18 protein-coding genes and 2 tRNA genes are annotated in these 20483 nt (G+C 65.6%); 7 read left to right on the top strand and 13 right to left on the bottom strand.

Translation table 11 applies throughout. From position 1 onward, the window contains the following. Positions 1-22 precede the first annotated feature (22 nt). The 3 genes from D9V32_RS06400 to D9V32_RS06390 are packed head-to-tail and all read left to right on the top strand — an operon-like array spanning position 23 to position 2633. Positions 23-829 (top strand): ABC transporter permease, encoded by an 807-nt coding sequence (locus D9V32_RS06400; RefSeq protein WP_121648064.1) that lies wholly within the window; start codon positions 23-25, stop codon positions 827-829. Beyond that, a complete protein-coding gene (locus tag D9V32_RS06395) occupies positions 829-1575 on the top strand; it encodes an ABC transporter ATP-binding protein (protein ID WP_121648063.1) in 747 nt (248 codons plus the stop codon). The genes D9V32_RS06400 and D9V32_RS06395 overlap by 1 nt, the downstream gene beginning before the upstream one ends. 35 nt (positions 1576-1610) lie before the next feature. After that, complete coding sequence (locus D9V32_RS06390; RefSeq protein ID WP_121648062.1) at positions 1611-2633, top strand: hypothetical protein; 1023 nt, start codon at positions 1611-1613, stop codon at positions 2631-2633. 4 nt (positions 2634-2637) lie between these two features. Here D9V32_RS06390 and D9V32_RS06385 read toward each other — a convergent pair whose 3' ends face one another. The 5 genes from D9V32_RS06385 to D9V32_RS06365 all read right to left on the bottom strand — a co-directional run bounded on the left by D9V32_RS06385 (position 2638) and on the right by D9V32_RS06365 (position 8940). Beyond that, entirely contained in the window at positions 2638-3879 is a 1242-nt protein-coding gene (locus D9V32_RS06385; protein ID WP_121648061.1) for a CDP-glycerol glycerophosphotransferase family protein, read from the bottom strand. Between the two features lie 42 nt (positions 3880-3921). Beyond that, positions 3922-4791, bottom strand: a complete 870-nt coding sequence (locus D9V32_RS06380) for a glycosyltransferase family 2 protein (protein ID WP_121648060.1) — start codon at positions 4789-4791, stop codon at positions 3922-3924. 1 nt (position 4792) lies between these two features. Next, on the bottom strand, positions 4793-5608 hold the full coding sequence (locus D9V32_RS06375) for a CDP-alcohol phosphatidyltransferase family protein (protein ID WP_121648059.1): 816 nt from the start codon (positions 5606-5608) through the stop codon (positions 4793-4795). Beyond that, a complete protein-coding gene (locus D9V32_RS06370) occupies positions 5605-6675 on the bottom strand; it encodes a glycosyltransferase family 2 protein (RefSeq protein WP_121648058.1) in 1071 nt (356 codons plus the stop codon). The genes D9V32_RS06375 and D9V32_RS06370 overlap by 4 nt, the downstream gene beginning before the upstream one ends. 165 nt (positions 6676-6840) lie before the next feature. After that, entirely contained in the window at positions 6841-8940 is a 2100-nt protein-coding gene (locus D9V32_RS06365; RefSeq protein WP_121648057.1) for a S1C family serine protease, read from the bottom strand. A 205-nt stretch (positions 8941-9145) separates the two neighbouring features. Here D9V32_RS06365 and D9V32_RS06360 point away from each other — a divergent pair, with 205 nt between their 5' ends. After that, positions 9146-10342: an aminotransferase class I/II-fold pyridoxal phosphate-dependent enzyme gene (locus tag D9V32_RS06360; RefSeq protein ID WP_121648056.1), complete on the top strand. Its 1197-nt coding sequence runs from the start codon at positions 9146-9148 to the stop codon at positions 10340-10342. Between the two features lie 33 nt (positions 10343-10375). On the opposite strand, the gene D9V32_RS06355 is transcribed toward D9V32_RS06360, so the two are convergent. The 3 genes from D9V32_RS06355 to D9V32_RS06345 all read right to left on the bottom strand — a co-directional run bounded on the left by D9V32_RS06355 (position 10376) and on the right by D9V32_RS06345 (position 12343). Further along, the gene (locus D9V32_RS06355; RefSeq protein ID WP_121648055.1) at positions 10376-10798 is read right to left on the bottom strand and encodes a CHY zinc finger protein; all 423 of its coding nucleotides are present in this window, start codon (positions 10796-10798) and stop codon (positions 10376-10378) included. Between the two features lie 152 nt (positions 10799-10950). Next, positions 10951-11787 (bottom strand): carbon-nitrogen hydrolase family protein, encoded by an 837-nt coding sequence (locus tag D9V32_RS06350; protein ID WP_121648054.1) that lies wholly within the window; start codon positions 11785-11787, stop codon positions 10951-10953. 479 nt (positions 11788-12266) lie between these two features. After that, a tRNA-Met gene (locus D9V32_RS06345) sits at positions 12267-12343 on the bottom strand. Between the two features lie 164 nt (positions 12344-12507). Between D9V32_RS06345 and D9V32_RS06340 the strand changes: the two genes are divergently transcribed. Continuing rightward, the gene (locus tag D9V32_RS06340) at positions 12508-13071 is read left to right on the top strand and encodes a hypothetical protein (protein WP_121648053.1); all 564 of its coding nucleotides are present in this window, start codon (positions 12508-12510) and stop codon (positions 13069-13071) included. A 109-nt stretch (positions 13072-13180) separates the two neighbouring features. Here D9V32_RS06340 and D9V32_RS06335 read toward each other — a convergent pair. The 3 genes from D9V32_RS06335 to D9V32_RS06325 form a co-directional block, all read right to left on the bottom strand. Continuing rightward, positions 13181-13257: transfer RNA gene (locus D9V32_RS06335), tRNA-Met, on the bottom strand. Positions 13258-13406: 149 nt separating this feature from the next. Further along, positions 13407-16337: a UPF0182 family membrane protein gene (locus D9V32_RS06330; RefSeq protein ID WP_281272126.1), complete on the bottom strand. Its 2931-nt coding sequence runs from the start codon at positions 16335-16337 to the stop codon at positions 13407-13409. 99 nt (positions 16338-16436) lie between these two features. After that, complete coding sequence (locus tag D9V32_RS06325) at positions 16437-17087, bottom strand: TetR/AcrR family transcriptional regulator (protein WP_121648052.1); 651 nt, start codon at positions 17085-17087, stop codon at positions 16437-16439. Between the two features lie 73 nt (positions 17088-17160). Between D9V32_RS06325 and D9V32_RS06320 the strand changes: the two genes are divergently transcribed. Both D9V32_RS06320 and D9V32_RS06315 read left to right on the top strand, forming a co-directional pair. After that, entirely contained in the window at positions 17161-17871 is a 711-nt protein-coding gene (locus D9V32_RS06320) for an SDR family NAD(P)-dependent oxidoreductase (RefSeq protein ID WP_121648051.1), read from the top strand. A gap of 29 nt (positions 17872-17900) precedes the next feature. Continuing rightward, the gene (locus D9V32_RS06315) at positions 17901-18290 is read left to right on the top strand and encodes a nuclear transport factor 2 family protein (RefSeq protein WP_121648050.1); all 390 of its coding nucleotides are present in this window, start codon (positions 17901-17903) and stop codon (positions 18288-18290) included. Positions 18291-18375: 85 nt separating this feature from the next. On the opposite strand, the gene D9V32_RS06310 is transcribed toward D9V32_RS06315, so the two are convergent. After that, on the bottom strand, positions 18376-19494 hold the full coding sequence (locus D9V32_RS06310) for a YlbL family protein (RefSeq protein ID WP_245982115.1): 1119 nt from the start codon (positions 19492-19494) through the stop codon (positions 18376-18378). 111 nt (positions 19495-19605) lie between these two features. Further along, on the bottom strand, positions 19606-20439 hold the full coding sequence (locus D9V32_RS06305) for a hypothetical protein (RefSeq protein WP_121648049.1): 834 nt from the start codon (positions 20437-20439) through the stop codon (positions 19606-19608). Positions 20440-20483: the final 44 nt, after the last annotated feature.

The raw sequence follows: 20483 nt of genomic DNA, 5'->3' as shown, positions 1-20483 counted from the left end.
TTCCGGGTAGATTGATGCTGTGATGAGTACGACCACCCCTCCCCGGCCGCGCCGTTCCCGGGCAGAACGCTACCGCAGCGCCCTCTGGCTGCTGACGAAGCGCGATCTGCGGGTGCGTTATTCCACGAGTGCGCTCGGCTATTTCTGGTCGATCCTCGACCCACTGGTGATGTCCGGCATCTACTGGTTCGTCTTCGTGGTGGTGCTCGATAAGGGCGGAGACATCGGCGAAAAGCCCTACATCGTCTTCCTCATCGCGGCCCTGCTGCCCTGGATGTGGTTCACCGGCACCATTTCGGACAGCACTCGCGCCTTCCTGCGCGAGGCAAAACTCGTGCGCTCTACCTCGATTCCCCGCACCATCTGGGTGGCCCGGCTGGTGCTTTCCAAGGGTCTAGAGTTTCTCGCCTCGATCCCCGTACTCATCATCTTCGCGGTAATCTTCGGGGCACAGGCAAACTGGAACCTGGTCTGGACCTACCCGCTGGCCATCATCCTGCAGGCGATCCTGGTACTCGGCCTCGGTCTCATCGTGGCACCGCTCGTGGTGTTCTTCCGCGACCTGGAGCGCGCGGTGAAGCTCATTCTGCGCTTCCTCTTCTACGCGTCCCCGATCGTCTACTCGACCCTCGACATTCCGGCGGCGATCCAGCCCTGGGCGGCACTCAACCCGCTCACCGGCATCTTTGCGCTCTACCGCTCGGGCCTCTACCCCGAGCAGCTGATGGTGTTCCCGATCGTCATGTCGGCCGTGATCTCCGTGCTCGTTCTGGGCATCGGCCTGCTCGTCTTCCGCCGCTACGAGCGCGCGGTACTCAAGGAAATCTAATGACCGAACCGATCATCTCCGTGACCGACCTGGGCATCCACTTTCGCCGCAACAAGGCCCGCCGTCGCAGCTTCAAGGACCTCTTCGCGGGCAGCGCGCGGCGCTCACGGCCGGGTGAGTTCTGGGCGTTTCGGAACCTCAGCTTCGATGTGGCTCCGGGTGAGGCCATCGGTGTTGTGGGCCGCAACGGCCAGGGCAAGTCAACCCTGCTGAAGCTCGTGGCCGGCGTGATCCTGCCCGATGAGGGCCGGGTGCGCGTCAACGCCGGGGTGGCCCCGCTGATCGAGATCACCGGCGGCTTCGTGAGCGATCTCTCGGTGCGTGACAACGTGTACCTCACCGCCGGTCTGCACGGGATGACCAAGGCCGAGGTGGCGGCGCGCTTCGACGAGATCATCGCGTTTGCCGAAATCGAAGATTTTGTAGACACCCCGTATAAGCACCTCTCCAGCGGAATGAAGGTGCGAATCGCATTCTCGGTGATTGCACAGCTTGACGAACCGGTGATCCTCGTTGACGAGGTGTTAGCGGTGGGTGATAAGGCCTTCCGAGAGAAGTGCTACGGCCGCATCGATGAGCTTCTTTCCGCAGGTCGCACCCTCTTTTTCGTGTCGCACAACGAGCGCGATCTGCGCCGATTCTGCAGCCGCGGAATCTACCTCGATAAGGGGAAGCTCGTGCTCGATGGCCCCATCGCAGACGTGCTTGACCGCTATAACGCGGATTATAATAATCCCACGCCCTAGTCCGGGGTTTCCCCGGCCAGACGGAAGGGGGACGTATGGCGAAAAAGCCACCGGTCTACGTGGTCACCGAGGTTTCGGGGGCCGTGGATGGATCACTGCCGAGCGAGGGTGCGGACGCCCGCGTGCTGCCCACCCAGCCGGGTTCTCGGCCGGTCAGCGGCGCGGATGATCCCGCGTGGGTGCGCGGTATCGATCGCGTCCTCTCGGTACAGCGCCCTCTGGTGCTCGCCCACATCCGCTCGATCCGGAAGCGTCATCCGCACGCCACCGGCGATCAGATGGTGCGCATTCTTGAGCGCCGCTACCTCACCGCCGTCACCTCGGGTGGCGCGGCCGTGGGTGCCACCGCGATGGTGCCCGCCATCGGTACCGGCATCACTATCGCCCTCTCCGGCCTCGAAACCGCCGGTTTTCTCGAGACCACGGCGCTCTTTGCGCAGTCGGTGGCCGAGGTACACGGTATCGCCGTGACCGATCCGCTGCGCGCCCGCGCGCTCGTGATGACGCTCATGCTGGGCAATACCGGCAGCGATCTCGTCAAAAACTTCACCGGGGACGTCCTCGGCCAGGGCAACAGCCGCCGCGCCCACTGGGGCCGCACCATCGCCTCCTCGATGCCGCAGATGGTGATGGGCCCATTCGCCGATCAGGTGCGCTCACGCTTCATGAAGCACCTCGTTACCACCCAGGGCACCACCCTCGTGGGCAAGGCGGTGCCGTTTGGGATCGGAGCCGCAATCGGTGGCGTGGGCAACCACGTGGCCGGCCGCGGTGTGGTCACCAGCGCGCGCACGGCCTTCGGCCCGGCGCCGATTCGGCTCCCCCGCGAGCTCGAGCCGATCGAGCGCACCCGGCAGGGCACGGTGCAGGAAGCGGCCGCGGGCGCGGTGGGCGCTACCGTTGGTGCCACCCTCGAGCTCGGTGGTCGTGTCCGCTCCGGTCTGCGCGAACTGGGCTCGAAGATCCCACTGCCGAAAAAACGGCCCCGGCTGGGCGCTCCCGAAGCCCCGGGACCGCGCGACGCCCCCGAGGAGCCGAAGCCCGACTCGCTCGCCTAGGGCGCTACTCGGCGGCGCTCTGCCGTTCCTGCGCGGCGTTTTCTTCCCAGCGCTGCATCAGGGTCTCTACCGCGGCGTGGAAGCGCCGCGTGGTGGCACCCGGAGTCGTGTCGCCAAAGTAGTGCCGCGACCAGTGTTCGAGCCGCGCGGTGGCCTCGGAGTCGGCACTCACTCGGTCGACTTCGCTCACGATGTTTGCCGCGGCATCCGCGGTGAGCCACTCACACACCTGCAGGTAGCCGCCGGCATCGATTTCGGCATCGGGGTTCTTCGGCCGGGTCACCATGAGCGGCTTTCCCACCGCGAGGCGGTCGTACACCATCGCCGAGATGTCGACGATCGCGACGTCGGCCGCCGCGAGCTGCCAGCCCAGCTCGATCCCGTGATCGTAGACGTGCCCGGCCGAGGAGTCGGCGTGATTGGCCGCGTTGATCATCGAGATAATCTCGCGGTTTGCCTGCGCGTATGCGTGATCCATGACGCCGGATCGCGGGTGCGGGCGGTAGATCACCCGGTGCGTTCCGGTCGCGAGGAGCTGGCGAACCAGGGTCACGCCGTGGGTCGCAATCGAGCCGTAGGAGGCCGAGGCTCGATCGCCCTCCCAGGTGGGCGCATAGAGCACCACGGTGCGCTCATCGGGCAGATAGGGCAGGCGTCCGGCATAGTGGTCGGCCTGGGGCCGCCCGATCGCGAACGTCCGCTCGTCGAGGTTGTAGTCCCAGAGGGCGTGGGTCAGCCGCTCGCGCGCCGCGTCACCGGCAATGAAGGCGTAGTCGTAGGCCTTGAACTGGTTGGTGGTCATGTACATCTTGTCGCTCTCACCGTGATTGATAAACACGTGCCAGCGGCGGCCATACCGGAACATCTGGAAGTTCTTGGTGTTCTGGTTGACGTAGAAAACGATGCGGATGTCCTGGGATTCCAGGGTGTCCTCGAGCTGCTTGACCGTGCGCACGTAGGCGACATCCAGCGGAGATTCCTCGAACAGCTGCGCGGCCGCGGTGGGCGTGCGGGCGAGTACCACGACGGGCCAGCGCTCGGCGAGGCCCGCGAGCGGCTGATACCACTGCCGCAGCTGGTACATGTTCACCTTGCTGTCCGCAAAGTACACGGCGATCTTGAAGTGCCCCGGGGTGAGCGGGGTCAGCGCCGCGAGGCGGTGCGCGAGGTCGGCCCGGGCACGGCGATTGGCCATCGCCTCGCCCAGGAGTCGGAGGGCCTTACGCCCGTCGGAGATCACACCCATTGAGTTTCGTATCCAGTCGTTCCGTTGTGTTCAAAGCAGTGGCTAGTAGAGCGGCGGCCGGCCGGCCCGCGTCATTCGCCAGATCGTGCGCCAGCGCAGACGTTTGCGTCCGCCCGGGGCGTGGGTAAGGCCCTCCCACCAGCCGGCGAACCAGGGGCGCAGGGCCTCGGGCTTTCGCCACCAGCGGGCAATCGTCGCGAGCGTCCAGACGCCCACATAGACGATTCCCAGCGGCAGGGGGAGGTTTCGGCGCGCAATCCACACTCTATTGCGTGCGTTTAGGCGGTAGTACTGGCTGTGTCGCGTTTGTTGCACCACGGGGTGGAACGCACGGAGGTTTCCCGCGTACCAGGCGCGGAGGTCCTGATCCCAGACGCGCCAGGCAAGCTCGATACCCTCGTGGGCGTAGAAAAACGATTCGGCCCAGCCGCCCGTGCGGTCAAACACCGCGCGCGGGAGCAGGATCGACGCCTCCATACAGGAGAACGCGGGGCCGGGCTCCCCCGGATCCGGGCTGCCCGCCCGCGGCACCCAGTGGCGCAGGGTCGTACCCGTGTCGGGGTCGCTCATTCGCGGCTGAATCAGTCCCAGGCTTGGATCGGCGCGCAGCAGCGCGACGGCCTCGGCCAGGTAGGTGGTGTCCGGCAGCCAGGCGTCATCGTCGAGGAAGTAAATGTACTCCCCGCTCACCTCGGCGGCACCGCGGTTTCTCCCCGCGGGAATGCCCTCGTTGGTGGGCAGCGCGTGTGCGCGGAACCCCGCGGGGAGGTCTACCGGCTGATAGCCGTTGCCCACCACCACGGCGTCCAGGGTCACGCCCTCCTGCGCGAGCACGCTTTCCAGTGCACGGCGCAGCTCCTCGGGACGGCGGCCCTGGGTCAGGACAACCACCCCGATGGTGGGGGTGCTCACGCTAGGCACGCAGCCTACTCGAGGTCATGATCGCAACGAAGTGACCGAAGAGGGTGATCACGCCGAAGACGCAGAGGAACACCAGGGTGCCGCGCATCGCCAGCTCGGAGCCGATAAAGAGGCCGAGCACGGCTCCCACGAAGATCACCATGGTGAGCTCAACCGAGTGGAACAGGCGGTGGAACGGCAGGAACCGGGCGATGCGACGGGCGGCCTGCAGCAGACCGGGGCGCGGCGCCGATTCGCTCTCGCTGTAGGTCAGCTTGGGCGCGCCATAGGCGGCACGGGCATTGCGCACCATGTCGTTCAGCGCCTTGTTCAGGATGATGAGGATCGCAAGCCCCGCCCCGAGGGTGGTCCACAGGTAGTCGTCCGGAGCCTCGAACGGATAGCCGGCGGCACGGATGGCCAGGGCGATCGGGATCAGCGTCTCGGTGCTGTAGTGCCCCACCGAGTCGAGGAATGTGCCCGCGGGCGAGGACGTCTTGCGCCAGCGCGCCACCTCGCCATCGGAGCAGTCCACGAGCATCTGCAGCTGGCCGAAGATGAGGCCGAGAACGGCACCCCAGATCCCCGGAATGAGGAGCACGCCGGCCACACACCAGCCGGTGAGGATCATGATGCCGGTCACGCCGTTGGCGCTGATTCGGGTGCGCAGCAGCGCCATGGTCAGGTACGGCGAGACATCCCGCAGGTACAGCGATGCGACCCAGTGTTCGGCGTTGCGACGCGAGCGCACCTCGGGCGGCTGGGCGACGGCACGCAGCTCGGCCAGCGAGGCCGGGCGGGTGTAGCGAGGCTGTGCATCGTGGGTCATCGGCGGTTCTTACCTTCGTTCTTGAGCGCCGAGGTGGAACCGGCGAGGGAGAGATATCCCAGAATAAACCCGATGCCCCAGCAGAAGTGAATGCAGGGAATCACGATCAGGAACCAGCCCATCGCGCGCGGGGAATCCTTGCTGCCCACGGTGAGCGTGGCCAGGAGGACGAGTGCGAGGTATCCGGCGGGGAGGATCCAGCCCCAGACGAGTGGGTTGGGCATCCCGGCGAGGGCTTCGATGGTGCCGATCAGGCCCAGGATGATGCCGATGCTCACGGCCAGCACCATCAGCGGCGGCGCAAAGTAGCGCAGGATGCCGCGGCTCGGGAACGTCCGGCTGAGCTCGCCGCGCCACAGGCCGGTCGAGAAGAACTGGCGGGTGAGGCGGTTCAGGCTGGGCCGCGGGCGATACACCACGCGCAGCTCCGGGGTAAACCAGACGGTCTCGCCCCCGCGGGCGAGGCGGTGGTTGAGTTCCCAGTCCTGACCACGCTTGATCCGTTCGTCGAAGAGCCCGGCTGTCTCGAGCGCGTCGCGGCGGAAGACGCCGAGGTACACGGTTTCGGCGGGCCCCTGGGTGCCACCCACGTGGTGCGGGCTACCGCCGAGACCCACGCGGCTGCCGTAGGCGCGGGCCACCGCCTGTTCAAACGGAGTGGTGCCGCGGGCATCCATGATGCCGCCGACGTTGGCGGCACCGGTGCGCAGGATGGTTTCGACCGCGACCGAGGTGTAGTTCGGCGGGAGAACCGAGTGGGCGTCCACGCGTACGACGATGGGCAGGGTGGTGGCGCGAATCGCGATGTTCAGGCCGGCCGGGGTTGATCCGACGGGGTTGTCGATGACGCGGATCCGGGAATCCTCGGCCGAGAGTGCGGCCACGAGTTCATTGGTGCCATCGATGCTGGGGCCCACCGCAATCGCGACCTCGAAGGGGCCGGCATAGTCTTGCGCGAGTAGGGAGTCGACGGCCGCGCGGACGTGTGTGACGTCGTTGAGGACCGGCATTACATATGAGACGCCAGGTAACGTGGTCTCGGAAGGGGCAGAAGTGTGCTCCGACATGGTCTCCGCTCGCGGTGTTGTCCGAATTAGAGAGTACCAGCCCGCGCTGCAAACACCCTCCGGGAGCGCCGACTCCGCCGTGTTTGGCTGTGGACACGGCAATGCCCGCCGTGTTCAAAAACACGACGGGCATTGATCGGCCGTGGAAGGAAGCCGGGGAATGGCCTACTTGACCACGAGGGTTGCGAGGGTCACGTTGACGGTGCCCTGGGCGGTGCCACGGAGGTAGGTGAGTTCCACCTTGGTGTCCGGGGCGTAGGAGCGCACCTGAGCGGTCAGGTCGTTTGCGCTGGTCACGGGCTTGCCGTTGACCGCGGTCACGATGTCACCGGCACGCAGCCCGCCGGCCTCGGCCGGTCCGCCCGCCGAGACGTCCTTGATCAGGGCACCGGCGGTGGTGGCGTCGGCCTGGGTCGAGGCATCCTGCACCGAGGCACCCAGCAGGCCGTGGGTTGCCGTACCGGTCTTGATGATCTCGTCGGTGACGCGCTTCACGGTGTTCGACGGGATCGCGAAGCCGAGGCCCGCGCTCGCGCCCTGAGAGCTGTTGTCGCTCTTGCTCGGATCGACGATCGCGACGTTGATGCCGATCAGGGCACCCGAGGAGTTCACCAGCGGACCACCCGAGTTACCCGGGTTGATCGGGGCGTCGGTCTGCAGCACACCGATCGCAACCTGGGCCTTGTTCTGCTGGTTCTGGTTGGTCTGGCCGCGCAGGTCAAAGCCCCAGTTCTTGCCGTCGGAGTTGCTACCGTCGTTGGGGTTGTCCCCGTCCGGTACGGCGGTGGAGGGCAGGCTCAGCGAGCGGTTCAGCGCGCTGACGATACCGTTCGTGACGGAGTTTGGCAGATCCAGCGGTGCGCCCACGGCGATGGCGGCCTGGCCAACGTTGAGCTTGTCGGAGTCGGCGAAGTCGATCGGGGTGAAGTCACTCACGCCGTCCACCTTGATGACCGCGAGGTCGTTCAGCGGGTCTCCACCCACAACCTTGGCGTCATAGCGACGGCCGTTGCTGTCCTGAACCTTGAGCGTCACCTTGTTGGTGGCACCATCGAGGGTCACAACGTGGTTGTTGGTGACGATGTAGCCGTCCTTTGTCAGCACGGCACCGGAGCCGGTTGCGGTCCCGTCCGCGGACTGCGCGGTGATGGTCACGGTGCTCTGCAGGGCGCGGTGTGCGGCCGCCGCGATCTCGTCGACCTTGGTCACGTCGTTGACCGAAACGGTGCCGGCGCCGACGTTCCCCGAGGATGAGATCTGGGTCTGGTTGGGCGAGATGAGCGCGTAGGTTGCGGCACCCACGCCACCACCAAGGAGCGCACCCACGGCGAAACCACCGATGACGAGCAGCGGGGCACGACGCTTCTTCGGGCCCGGGGCAGCAAAGGCGTTGCCGGAGTTCGGCGGGGTACCGCCGAAGCCTGCGCCACCGGCGTGTGCGCCCGTGTGGCTCCCGTCGGCGGCATAGGCCGCGGCGCCGGGGTAGGCGGAGGCGTAGGGGCCGCTCTGCGCGCCCACGGCGGGCTGACCGGCCTGCGGCTGTCCGGCGTGCACCTGAGCCTGCGTCTGCGCGGTCTGAGGCTGTCCAGCGTGTGCCTGGGTCTGTGCCTGTGCCGCGTGGGCGGCCGGGTAGGCCTGGGTGGGCTGTGCGGCGGTGCCGGGGGCGGCGGCGTGTGCCGCGGCGGCCGGGTAAGCCTGGGTGGTGTGCTGCGGTGCGGCGGGCTGTGCGCCGTGAGCGCCGGTGGTCGGTGCGGCCGCGGTCGGTGCCGGCCCGGCGGCGGTGTAACCGCTGTGCGTGGGCAGCGGGGGTGCCGGGCGGGGCTCGGCGTGCTGAGCGAGTCGCTCGGTGGCGACAGTGGCCGCCGGCACCTCGGTGGGTGCAGCGGCGGTGGGTGCCGCCGGAGCTGCGGGTGCCGAGGTGTAGTGCGAGACGGGTGCTGCCGGGGCGGCGGGTGCCTCGGTGATCACCTCGGTGACCCGGGTCGCTGCGTCCGCAGCCGGTGCCGCTGCTGCCGACACTGCGGTTTCGGCCGGCACTGCGGTTTCGGCTGGCACTGCGGTTTCGGCCGGCACTGCGGTTTCGGCCGGCGCGATGACGGCGGTTTCCGTGGCATCGGCGCTGGTTGTGGCCGCGGTCTCAGCGGCGTGTGCGGCCGCGGTCTCGGCGGTCTCGGGATTCACCTCGGGAGTGGCTCCGGTAGCGGCGGCATTCACCTCGGGAGTGGCTCCGACGGTGGGGTCAGCCTCGTGGGGGTTGTGAGTCATGATTGCTCCTTCCAAGCACAGCCAGCTTGGCGTGTGAACCTGAACGTTTGTTAAGCGCCAGCTGTGGAGAATCCAGCGCCCAGTATTACCTTGAGTTTCCGCGGGTTTTGCCTCGGTTCGTTCCCTCATCGTAGCCGCCATTAGGCTGGCACGGACCCGTTATGACGCGGATCTTTATGAAACTTTTAGGTTGATAGGACTCAAGATGACTTCATCGGCTGGCTGGTATCGCGCCGCACAGGGTGCGGGGCTGCTTTCCCCCGCCGGAGCCCCCGCGCCCTCGATCTTCACCGAGATGAGTGCACTGGCTACCAGAACCGGGGCGATCAACCTCGGCCAGGGCTTCCCCGATGAGGATGGTCCCGCCGAGGTGCTCGAGGCGGCCCGATCCGCGATCTCCGCCGGGGCCAACCAGTACCCGCCGGGGCGAGGCACCGCGGATCTCCGACTCGCGATCGCCGAGCATCGCGCGCGCTTCTGGGGCGATCACCGTGATCCGGATACCGAGGTGCTGGTCACCGCGGGTGCCACCGAGGCCCTGGCCGCGGCCATTCTGGGGCTGACCGAACCCGGAGATGAGGTCGTGACCTTCGAGCCGTTCTACGACGCCTATGGCGGCCTCATCGCGCTCGCGGGTGCCCGGCACGTCACGGTTCCCCTGCACGCGCCCCTGTTTGAGCCGGATCCCGACGAGATCCGCCGAGCCATCACCGACAACACCCGCATCATCCTGGTGAATACGCCGCACAATCCCACCGGTTCGATGCTCTCGACCGAGATTCTTGATCTCATTGTTGACCTCGCCAACCGCCACGATGCGATCATCCTGACCGATGAGGTCTACGAGCACCTCACCTATGATCGCCCGCACGTTTCGGTCACCACGCGTCCGGGAGCCGCCGAGCGCACCCTCACGGTCTCCTCGGGTGGCAAGACGTTCGCGACGACGGGATGGAAGATTGGCTGGGTCACGGGCCCCGCGGATCTCATCACCCGCGTCACCACCGTCAAGCAGTTTCTCTCGTACGTGAACGGTGCTCCGTTCCAGCCCGCGATCGCCGTGGGCCTGCGCCTTACGGATGAGTATTTCCGCGGGATCGCGGCGACGCTCCGGGGACGACGTGGCCGGCTCGCCGACGGCCTGCGCGCAGCGGGGTTTGGGGTTTCGCTGCCGGCGGCGGGGTACTTCATCGTGGCCGATGCCGCACCGCTCGGACTCGGCGATGCCGAGACTCTCGCGCGCGAGCTTCCCGAGCGCATCGGGATCGCGGCGATCCCGGTGGGTGCGTTCATGCTGCCCGAGCATCGCGAGCGCACCGCAAGTCTGCTCAGATTCGCATTCTGCAAGCGTGATGATGTCCTGACCGAGGCGCTCGCCCGACTGGGTACGCTCCGCGGCTAGCGGCCGGGCACGGTTCTGCCGGCCGGTCGAGATCTACGCGGCGAAACGAGCGAGCGCGTTCCGGCCGTCAGCGCGCTCTCCGGCCGAAGCGACAGCCGAGGTGGGTACGTCGAGTTCGAAGTAGTGTGGGGCGTGCATCGCGAACGCCGGGTTGAACCCTGCCGCACAAGCGGGGCAGCGGTCCACCTCCAGGTACGTCGCGATCGTCAGCGTGACGGAGCACGCCCCACACAGAATCGCTGATTCGCCCCAGGCCGAGCGAGGCCAACGCTCGAGGCGGTGATCAGCGTCTTCATCATGGCAGCGAAAGCACGGGTAAAAACGATCACAACACGGGAGGAGGATGGCTACCGCGTCACGCTCACTTAAAAAGTGAACGCACCGGGTTTCCTCATCCACGGTTGCTCCGTATACTCGCACGTTGCCCTCCCCAAGGCAGTGTTTTCTGCTGCTCATGTGCCCACGACGCTACCGTATATTGCGTTGCTTGAGCGGTTTTTTATCCAGATTAGGCGTGATAATGAGGCCCCAGTTAGGGGGCACTCCCGCGTAAATCCGGGCGTAGGGAGGCACACCACGCACACAAAATACCGAGCAACTACCCCGAATTAGCGCGATGTAGCGCGGGGAATGACCCGATACCGACGCAGCGAGAGGGCGGGGTTGGTTTCGCGCACGGATTCGATCCGCGCGGGGTCGACATCGGCGAGCGCGAGACCGGTTTCGGCTCCGAGCGAGGCCAGCACGAGGCCCGCGGGATCGTAAATGACGCTCGCTCCGATGCCGCCGGGGGCACTCTGATCGGCCGCAACGAGGTAGGCGGTGTTTTCGATCGCACGGGCGGCGCTCAGCGTGGCCCAGTGGTGATCCTTATTGCTTCCGGGTACCCACTGTGAGGGAACGAGGATAACGTCCGCTCCGGCGTCCACCAGGACGCGCGAAGACTCGGGGAAGCGCAGGTCATAGCAGGTCTGCATTCCGAAGGTCAGCCCGCCAATGCGGAAGAGCTCATCGGGCACAGCGGTATCACCCGGGGCGATCCAGTCGCTTTCCCGGGTACCGAAGGCGTCATACAGGTGGCGCTTGCGATAGCGAGCCTGAATGCGGCCGCTGGGGTCGAGCGCAACGAGGGTGTTGGAGACGTGGTCGGTGCCGACGGTCTCAAGCAGGCCGAAGACGATCCAGATACCGATCTCGCGGGCAGTAGCGGCAACGCGCTGCACGAAGGGACCCTCGAGCGATTCGGCGTTTTCGTGGGTGGCGGGGCTAAACGGGGTTTCAAACCACGCGGAGTATTCGGGGAATACGATGAGCTCGGCACCGCGGTCGCGAGCGGCTCGCGCGAGCCTGCTAATTTCGCCGTGGTTGCGGTCTGGCTGCTGATCGGGCGCGAACTGCCCTACGGCCACCCGGACAATGCTTGAGCTCTTGGTCTCGACGGTCATGAGTCAACCCTAGCGGGACTCGAGGCCCGTGAGCGGGGAGTTCGGCGTGGTGCACAGACGTTCACCCGTTGGCGCGCGATGTGGCGGCAAATGTGCAGTCGCCCGCAGGAAAACCGGGCCGGAAATCACAAGATCCACACCAGGATCTGAGCGTGCAAGCGATGCTGGTGTGGATCATGATGTTGTATGGGGCCGATCATTTACCCCCCAGGCAATGACCGGCCCAGATGATTCACGGTGGCTGCGGTCCCCCGACCGTAGCCACCCCACCACCCGAGGGTGATGCCGTTACGTCGAACCCGAATCTTCGTACCGGCTGAACCACTACGTAAACACTATTGCGCGCACTCGGCGGCACCGGCTCCACTGTCGCAAACCGTGCGCTGCACTGTCGCAAAGTGCACGCCGCCCAGACCCCTGCCCCGCAAAAGCAAAAGGCCCTCAGGATCTGAGGGCCTTTTCTTGCGACCGTGTCGCGATGGTTGCGGGAGCAGGATTTGAACCTACGACCTCTGGGTTATGAGCCCAGCGAGCTACCGAGCTGCTCCATCCCGCGTTACGTTTATTAGCTTACCACGCTCCCCGGAAGGGTGCCAACCGGCCACCGTGACCGGCGCGTCGGTATACCCTCCTCTCGCCCCAGGGCACGCTCATGGGGTGCTGCTAGCGTTGAGGAATCGGCCGCACTCGCGGCGTGACGGATCAACACCAGGGAGCACAATGACCCCCACCAGACCCCTGCGCCGCCTACTCTGGCCCACGGTGGCCGCGGGCGCGCTTCTCCTCGCGCTCTCGGGCTGTTCGGCGCTGCCCGACCTCCCCGGCCTCGGCGGGAACGAGTCGGCTGCGCCCGGTGGCTCGAAGCCGCAGGCGGTTCAGCCACCGTCCGGTCAGAACGGCGCGAGCTCCGGCAACACGCAGAGCCTCAGCGAAGCCTGCGCCAGCATTGGCGACGAGCTTGCGCAGCTCTCCCCCACCGGAAGCGCGTCCGCTCCGGACTACATCGAGCGAGTGCAGTCCACGGTCACCGGTCTCATCTCGCGAATCTCCAACCCCGAACTCACCGAGAAGCTCGGTAAGATCCAGGGCATCAGTCAGGAACTCGTGACGGATTCGGCCCGCGCCGCAGAACTCGCTAACCCGGATTCCGGCGTCGCAAAGAACCCGGCCGATATTCCCGCGCTTCTCGCGGAGGCCGCGGAGATATCGAAGCGCATCGCGGTGGGCACCGGCAATCTGGCAACCGAGGTGGGTTCGCTCGGCACCCTGTGTTCACAAAAGTAGGGCGCTCACAGAAGTAGGGTGCTCACCAAAGTAGGGTTCCCGAAGGGGTAGACCAAAACAAAAAACTCCCCAGATCTGAGATCCGGGGAGTTTTTGGTGCCTGGCACCATGGTTGCGGGAGCAGGATTTGAACCTACGACCTCTGGGTTATGAGCCCAGCGAGCTACCGAGCTGCTCCATCCCGCGTTACGTTTATTAGCTTACCCAGCCCCTGCCCAAACTGCGAATCGGGCCCATTCTCGGCGCGGCGGAACGGACGGTGTACCGCCGTGAAAACGGCGAATGACGCCGCCCCGAGGGGCGACGCCATTCGTCGCGAGTGCGAACCCGGCTGGCTACTTGAGCGCCGCGTTCGCGCGGTCAACCGCGTCACTCAGTGCCTTATCGGCGGCACCGTATGCGGTCCAGTCACCGGACTCGAGAGCCTTCTGCTTGTCCTTCATTGCCTGAGCGGCATCATTCAGGGCGGTACGCAGGGCCTCGGCCTGGGCGGGATCAACCGGGGTGCCGGTGCCGGGGTTTTCGGTGCCCGGATTCTCGGTACCGGGATCCGGGGTGGTACCCGGGTCCGGAGTGGTGCCCGGATCCGGAACGATTCCGCCATCACCCGCACTCGCACCCGAGTCTCCACCGAAGAGGTCATCGAGAGCCTCGTCCAGCGTGGACTTGAACGCGATCTTGTCACCGAACGCCACCAGCACGCGCTGCAGCAGCGGGAACTTGGTCGTTCCGCTGGACTGCACGTAGACCGGCTGCACGTACAGCAGACCGCCACCCACCGGCAGGGTCAGCAGGTTACCGTTAATAACCTCCGTCTGGCCCTGCTTCAGCAGGTTGATCTCCTTCGAGACCTCCTGGTTCGCGTTGAACGTGTTCTGCACCTGACCCGGGCCGGGGATTGCGTCCCCGGAGGTCAGGGTGAGCAGGCGAAGCTTGCCGTAGTCCTCGGCCTTCTTGCCCTTCTCGTTGCCCGCATTCGCGTCGGCCGCCAGATAGCCGGTGAGCACGTTTCGGCTGTCCTCACCCTTGCCCGGCGGGATGAAGGAGGAGTACAGCGAGAAGCTCGGCTTTTCCTGACCCGGCATCTGCATGGTCAGGTAGTACGGCGGCTGCAGGCGGGGATCGTCCTTCTTCGACTGCGGGTCGTTCGGGGTGATCCACTTGTCGGAGTCGGAGAAGAACTGGCCCGCGTTGGTCACGTGGTAGTCACCCAGGATCTTGCGCTGAACCTTGAACATGTCGTTCGGGTAGCGCACGTGGCTCATGAGGTCGGCGCTCATCTCGGAGATCGGGTGGAGCGTGTTCGGGTAGACCTTCTGCCAGGTCTTCAGAATCGCGTCATCGGTGTCCCAGGCGTAGAGCTTGACCGAACCGTCATAGGCGTCCACGGTGGCCTTGACCGAGTTACGCATGTAGTTGATGTCATCGAGTGCGTAGCTCGGGCGGCCCTCCTGGTCACGGATGGAGTTCGAGAGGCTCACGGTCTTCGAGTACGGGAAGTCCGCCGAGGTGGTGTATCCGTCAACGATCCAGACGATACGGCCGTCTACCACCGAGGGGTAGGGGTCGGAGTCGAGGTCGAGGTACGGTGCGGCCTTCTTGACGCGCTGCAGCGGGCTGCGATCGTAGAGGATCTGCGAGTTGTTCGTCACATCCGAGGAGAGGAAGATCTGCTCGGACTGGAACTTCAGCGCGTAAACGAGCTTGTTGAAGACGTTGTCGAGCTTCGGGCCACCATCACCGGTGAAGGTGTAGTAGGTCTGCTGATCACCCTCGCGGCTGGCCGGGTAGTCGAGCTCGATGGGGTCGGCACCCTTCTTCGCGCCAACGATCGAGTACGACGGCGAGGTCTCGCCGAAGTAGATGCGCGGCTCAAAGTCGCCGAGCTTTCCCGTGGAGGGAATACCGGACTGCATGAAGACCGGCTGGCCATCCGAGGAGCGCTTGTTACCGTAGGCGGCAACCAGGCCGTAACCGTGGGTGTAGACCAGGGCGGTGTTGACCCACTTGCTGGCGTCAATTCCGCTCTGGTTGAGCTCACGCACGGCGACCACGGCGTCCTGGCTGCGGCCATCGATCTCGTAGCGGTCGACGTCCATGACCTTCGGGAAGCTGTAGTACTGCTTGAACTGCTCGAGCTGCTGGAACGACTTCGTCACCACGGCCGGGTCAATGATCCGGATGTTGGCGGTGGTTTCGGCGTCGCTGCGCAGTGCGCCCGGCTCGGCGTCGGTGGTGGCAGCGTACGGGATCTCCCGCACGTCGCTCAGGCCAAACGCCTCACGGGTGAGGTCGATGTTGTGCTGGAGGTACGGGGCCTCCAGGGTCTTCGCGTTCGGGTCAACCTGGAAGCGCTGCACGAGCGCCGGGTAGGCGAGGCCTACGACGAGCGCGGATACCAGCAGCAGCGCGGTACCGACGATCGGCAGGCGCCAGCGCCCGACGAATGCGGTCACGAAGAACAGGATGGCCACCAGGGCGGCGATGCCGGCGAGGATCATCTTGCCGGGGATCGTCGCGTTGGCGTCGGTGAAGTTCACACCGGTAAACAGCGGGGACGATGACGTCAGGGTCGCGTACTGGTCGAACCAGATCGACACGGCCTGCAGCAGGAGGTACACCCCGGCGAGCACGGCGATCTGGATGCGCGCGTGCTTGGAGATGCGCAGCTCGCGGCCGCTCAGGTGGATCGAACCGTACAGGTAGCACACGGCGGCGGTGAGCAGCAGGCTCAGCAGGATCACGGCCGAGGCAAACGCGACCACGCCGCGGTAGAACGGGAGGTCGAACATGTAGAACGAGGCGTCGAGACCGAACTGGGGGTCAAGGGTTCCGGTCGGGCTCGAGTTGAACCAGAGCAGAACCTCGCGCCAGCGGCCGGCGATGCTGAGACCGGCGAACAGCCCCAGAACCACGGGGATTCCATAGGTCGCGAGGCGGCGCAGCGGCTCGATCAGTTCCTGATAGCGATCCAGCTGGCTCGAAAGCTTCGCGTAAACGGGGCGAAGTCGGTATGCCAGGTGAATGCTGAGCCAGACCGGCACGGCCATGGCGATGAAGCCAACCAGGAACATCGCGATGGTGCCGATCCACTGGGTGGTGAGCACCTCGGTGAAACCGAGCTGGTTGTACCAGAGGAAGTCTGTGTAGAAGCCCGAGAACGAGAAGAACGCGACGACAAGCACGCCGACGATGATCACGGTCAGGGCAAGGGGAGACCTCTTTTTGGGGGCTGAAGTTGATGCAGTATTTGATGCTGACGTCACAGTAGGCCTTCGTTGGAATTCGGGGTCGTCCCCCCAGTCTACGCGGGAAACGCCCGGCGGGTCGGGTCGAGGCGGGCAAAGTTGCCTCGACCGACGCGCCTAGTGGGAAGCCGACACTCCGTCAGTCGGCGCGGATGTCATCGAGGATGCATCGATGGTTCCCAGGATGTTCATACTGGTCATCCAGAGCCGATCCAGCTGAGCGGGATCGTTAAACACCTTGGCAAAGAGCACCAGACCCTCGAGCTGCGCAACGAGTGCGCGCGCGGAATCCCGGGCCGGGACCAGGGTTACGGGGAGCTCGCCCGCCGCGGTTGCTTCGAGCAGTGCCGCCTCGACGAGGTCGAGTTGCTGCTCAAAAATCTCCTGCAACCGGTCGCGAATCTCATCGTCCTGCCCACGCATTTCGAGTGCCAGATTTCCGAACAGGCACCCGGTGATGGCACCGGTTTCGCGCAGTGAATCCGTCTGCACTTCCGCGGTCAGCGTAAACAGGTTGTGCAGGCGCTCACGCACCCCCACGGGAGCGTTCAGGATCTCCGTCCACTGCGCACCCTGCACCTCCCAGTGGGCATCTATGACCGCCAGGGCGAGGGCCTGCTTGGAGTCGAAGTAGTAGTAAAAGCTGCCCTTGTGCACGCCGGCTGCGGCGCAGATCTCGGCCACGCCGATTGCGTTATAGGGCCGCTGCCCCAAGAGTCTCGCCGCCCCGGCGAGAAGCCGTTCGCGGCCATCCGATGTTCTTCCCATGTTGCCATTTTATGACCGGTCATCTATAAATGGAAATGTAATAGTTGACCGTTCGTCTACAGGAGACAAATTCATGGTAAATCAGCACCGCGTCGTCATCATTTCGGGCGCATCACAGGGAATGGGCTCGGCCCTCGTCGCCGCTTACCGCGCTCGCGGTTTCGGAGTCGTGGCTATCTCACGCTCCATCACGCCGAGCACCGACCCCGAGATCGTGACCATCGCCGGCGATATCGCCGACCCGCAGACCGCGGCCCGAGCGGTGTCCGCCGCACTCGAGCACTTCGGTCGCATCGACACCGTCATCAACAATGCCGGGGTCTTCGCATCCAAGCCGTTCACCGATTTCACCGCGGAGGACTACGCCACCACCGTTGGGACCAACCTCGGCGGATTCTTCCACCTCACCCAGGCCGCGATGCCCGCACTCATCGCCGGTGGTTCCGGGCACGTGGTGAGCATCACGACCACCCTGGTTGAGCATGCGGATGCCCGGGTTCCCGCGGCGCTTGCGACCCTCACCAAGGGCGGCATTACCGCCGCCAGCCGAGGTTTGGCAATTGAGTACGCCGACCGCGGGGTCCGCGTCAACGTGGTGTCCCCCGGCATCATTCGCACGCCGATGCACCCCGAGGAGTATCACGCAACCTATGCATCCATGCACCCGCTGGGACGCATGGGAGACATCGAGGACATCGTGCGCGGTGTGCTGTACCTCGAGGATGCGACTTTTGCCACCGGCGAGATCCTGCACGTCGATGGCGGACAGAGCGCCGGACACTAACCCCCATTCCCTCGAGACAGGCACGAGTTTTGACCACCCACACCTCCCCCGCCGGCGATACCCTCTCCGCGGTCATGACGCGCTGGAGCGACGCCGTCGCCTCGGGCGACACCGCCCGGATCGCCGCACTTTACACGGAAGACCCGCTCTTCCAGGGCCTACGGCCCACCCCCGAACGCGATCGCGCCGGTGTCGCGGACTACTACGGGCACCAGCCCGCCGGGCTCACCCCGACGGTGACGCCGATCGATGTGCGCCAGACGAGCGAAAACTCGATCCTCGGTTTCCTCGCGGTGGACTTTGCGGCGCCGGGCCGCCCCCTCGTAGAAACCCACCTCACGGTTCAGATTCTGCGTATCGACGATGAGTGGCTGATCAACCACTACCACGTCTCGCGTCGACCGCTGCCGGCCGCCTAGGCGCGGCATCCCCTCACAACGCGAGACCCGCGAGAAGAGCGCTCTTCTCGCGAGTCTCGCGTTCGCGGATGGGCTTCCCCGTGACCTACGAACAGGTGGGCAGCGCGTCGAGGTTGGCCTTTTCGCGGATGGTCTTGAGCACCGTGAGCGAATCATCCAGCTTCGACACCTTGAATACCCGAAGGCCCGAGGGCACGTGCCCCACGACCTCGTTGCAGTTCTCGGCGGGTGCCAGGAAGTAGGTGGCACCGGCACCCTTCGCCCCGAAGAGCTTCTGCCGGATTCCGCCGATCGGCCCCACCGTCCCGTTGGCGTCGATCGTTCCGGTACCCGCGACGTGCGCGCCACCGGTGAGATCGTCACCCGAGAGCTTGTCGATGATGCCGAGGGCAAACATCATGCCCGCGCTGGGGCCACCGATGTCCTCGAGGTTAATCTTCACCTCGAACGGGAACTGGAAGACCTCACCGGTGCCGATACCGATGCGGGCGTGGGTAGAGCCGTCCTGCGCCGTGGCGAGCGCCGGGGTGACGCTCACGCTGATCGGCTTGCCATCGCGAAGGACGTCGATTGTGAGCGCTTTGTCCACCCCGTTGTCCTGGACTGCCTTCTGCACGCTGTCCAGGGTGCTCATCGCAACGCCGTTGACCGAAACGACCTCATCGCCCACCTTCAGCTGGCCGTCGGCAGGGGAACCGCCCTGAATCAGCGTGACCCGAAGGTGCGACTGCACCGGAATCCCCTGGTGCTTCAGCGCGGCGGCGATGGCGTCCTGCTGGGAACCGACCATGAGCTGCTGGTTCTGCTGGTTGCGCTCATCGGTGGTCACGCCGGCGGGGTAGACGGCATCCACCGGCACCACCGTGCGGGTGCGATCAAACCAGGCGGAGATGACGTTCAGCCAGTTTGCCGGGCGTTCGCGGTCGCCAAGGAGCTGCACGGTCAGGAGGTCGAGATTACCGGTCGTGGGGTGCGTCTCGGCACCGTTGATCTCGATGATCGGCAGTTCCTTCTTATTGACCATGGTCGTGCCGAGGGTGTTCTCTACCGGTCCGGGCTGCTGCACCAGGTAGGTGCTCGGAGCAAACGCGAGTACGAGGAGCAGCACCATCGCGACGAGGAGAAACACCCAGCCGGTCCGCCGACGGCGCGACTGCGGATCCGCGGAGGTCTGCTCGATGTGGGGCTGCTCAAATAGCGACACGGTGGCCTTTCTTCAACACGAAAACCATGCGTCCCGCAATCGCGGCCGCATAGACGTCCAGCCTAGAGTCTACAAACCCCAAGAATGCTGTGTTTACCCGGTACGGCGCGATCACTCCGCCGCGTTGACACCGCACAGTGCAAAAGTGCTGCCCTGCTCGGACACCACGCGGCCCTCGTGGGTGCGGATGCTGCAGGCCACGCTCGCATCGGGATCATCACTCGACAGCTGGATCTCCGCGTACTCCCCCGGCTGAAGCTCCATCGTGGTCGAAAACTCATCCTGGAACTCCACCACCCGGGTCTCACCGTTTGCGAGCAGGAGCGAGTAGGTCGCCTGGGTGGCGGTAGTCCCAGTGATCTCGACACTCACGTGGGAGGCACCCGGCGCCGGAGAGACGGAGACCACGTGCGTTGCCATGATCCCGCTACCGTTGATTCCCGCGCCCAGCGCGAGGATCAGCACGAGCGGGAACAGCAGGAGCCATCCCACCGCGCCGACGCACACCGCGACGATGGAGAGCGTTCTCCCGCGCCCAACCTGGGTGAAAGCACGCTCGGTTTGCCCCCGTGAGATGCTGCCGGAGGCGGCGAGGCTCTGCCACAGGCCGAACGCACCGACCGGGAGGAACAGCACCGCGCCCGTGATCGCAAGACCGATGTTTGCCCGAGCGATCTGTGGCTCGGGCTCGCCGACCAGCTGCTGGAGTGCGCGTTCCGGGTCTGGATCCTGCCAGTCAGGTGGGGCGGGAAAGCTGGGCAGCGCCAGGGCGGGATCGGGCACAGCAGCCGCGGTGCCCGCCGATGCTTCCGTCCCGGCGTCTCGGTGCTCGCTCGATTCCTCGGACGGGCGCGACGAGCGGGGCTCGTGAGTGTCCGGGGTGTCCGAGTTTTGCGGGGTAATGGTGAGAATCCAATCGGTGCTGCGGCCAAGCGTTTCCTCCATCCAACCATGATTCTGCTCGCTGGGCCGCGCATCCGACCGCTCGT

The sequence above is a fragment of the Mycetocola tolaasinivorans genome (assembly GCF_003667565.1).
Lineage (GTDB): Bacteria > Actinomycetota > Actinomycetes > Actinomycetales > Microbacteriaceae > Mycetocola > Mycetocola tolaasinivorans.
The sequence above is the reverse complement of the archived record's forward strand: the minus strand, read 5'-3'. Positions and strand labels throughout refer to the sequence as shown.

Coding starts and splice junctions, on each gene's coding strand:
- D9V32_RS06400 (WP_121648064.1), top strand. CDS start 23: ATGAGTACGACCACCCCTCCCCGGCCGCGCCGTTCCCGGGCAGAACGC.
- D9V32_RS06395 (WP_121648063.1), top strand. CDS start 829: ATGACCGAACCGATCATCTCCGTGACCGACCTGGGCATCCACTTTCGC.
- D9V32_RS06390 (WP_121648062.1), top strand. CDS start 1,611: ATGGCGAAAAAGCCACCGGTCTACGTGGTCACCGAGGTTTCGGGGGCC.
- D9V32_RS06385 (WP_121648061.1), bottom strand. CDS start 3,879: ATGGGTGTGATCTCCGACGGGCGTAAGGCCCTCCGACTCCTGGGCGAG.
- D9V32_RS06375 (WP_121648059.1), bottom strand. CDS start 5,608: ATGACCCACGATGCACAGCCTCGCTACACCCGCCCGGCCTCGCTGGCC.
- D9V32_RS06370 (WP_121648058.1), bottom strand. CDS start 6,675: ATGTCGGAGCACACTTCTGCCCCTTCCGAGACCACGTTACCTGGCGTC.
- D9V32_RS06365 (WP_121648057.1), bottom strand. CDS start 8,940: ATGACTCACAACCCCCACGAGGCTGACCCCACCGTCGGAGCCACTCCC.
- D9V32_RS06360 (WP_121648056.1), top strand. CDS start 9,146: ATGACTTCATCGGCTGGCTGGTATCGCGCCGCACAGGGTGCGGGGCTG.
- D9V32_RS06355 (WP_121648055.1), bottom strand. CDS start 10,798: ATGAGCAGCAGAAAACACTGCCTTGGGGAGGGCAACGTGCGAGTATAC.
- D9V32_RS06350 (WP_121648054.1), bottom strand. CDS start 11,787: ATGACCGTCGAGACCAAGAGCTCAAGCATTGTCCGGGTGGCCGTAGGG.
- D9V32_RS06340 (WP_121648053.1), top strand. CDS start 12,508: ATGACCCCCACCAGACCCCTGCGCCGCCTACTCTGGCCCACGGTGGCC.
- D9V32_RS06325 (WP_121648052.1), bottom strand. CDS start 17,087: ATGGGAAGAACATCGGATGGCCGCGAACGGCTTCTCGCCGGGGCGGCG.
- D9V32_RS06320 (WP_121648051.1), top strand. CDS start 17,161: ATGGTAAATCAGCACCGCGTCGTCATCATTTCGGGCGCATCACAGGGA.
- D9V32_RS06305 (WP_121648049.1), bottom strand. CDS start 20,439: ATGGAGGAAACGCTTGGCCGCAGCACCGATTGGATTCTCACCATTACC.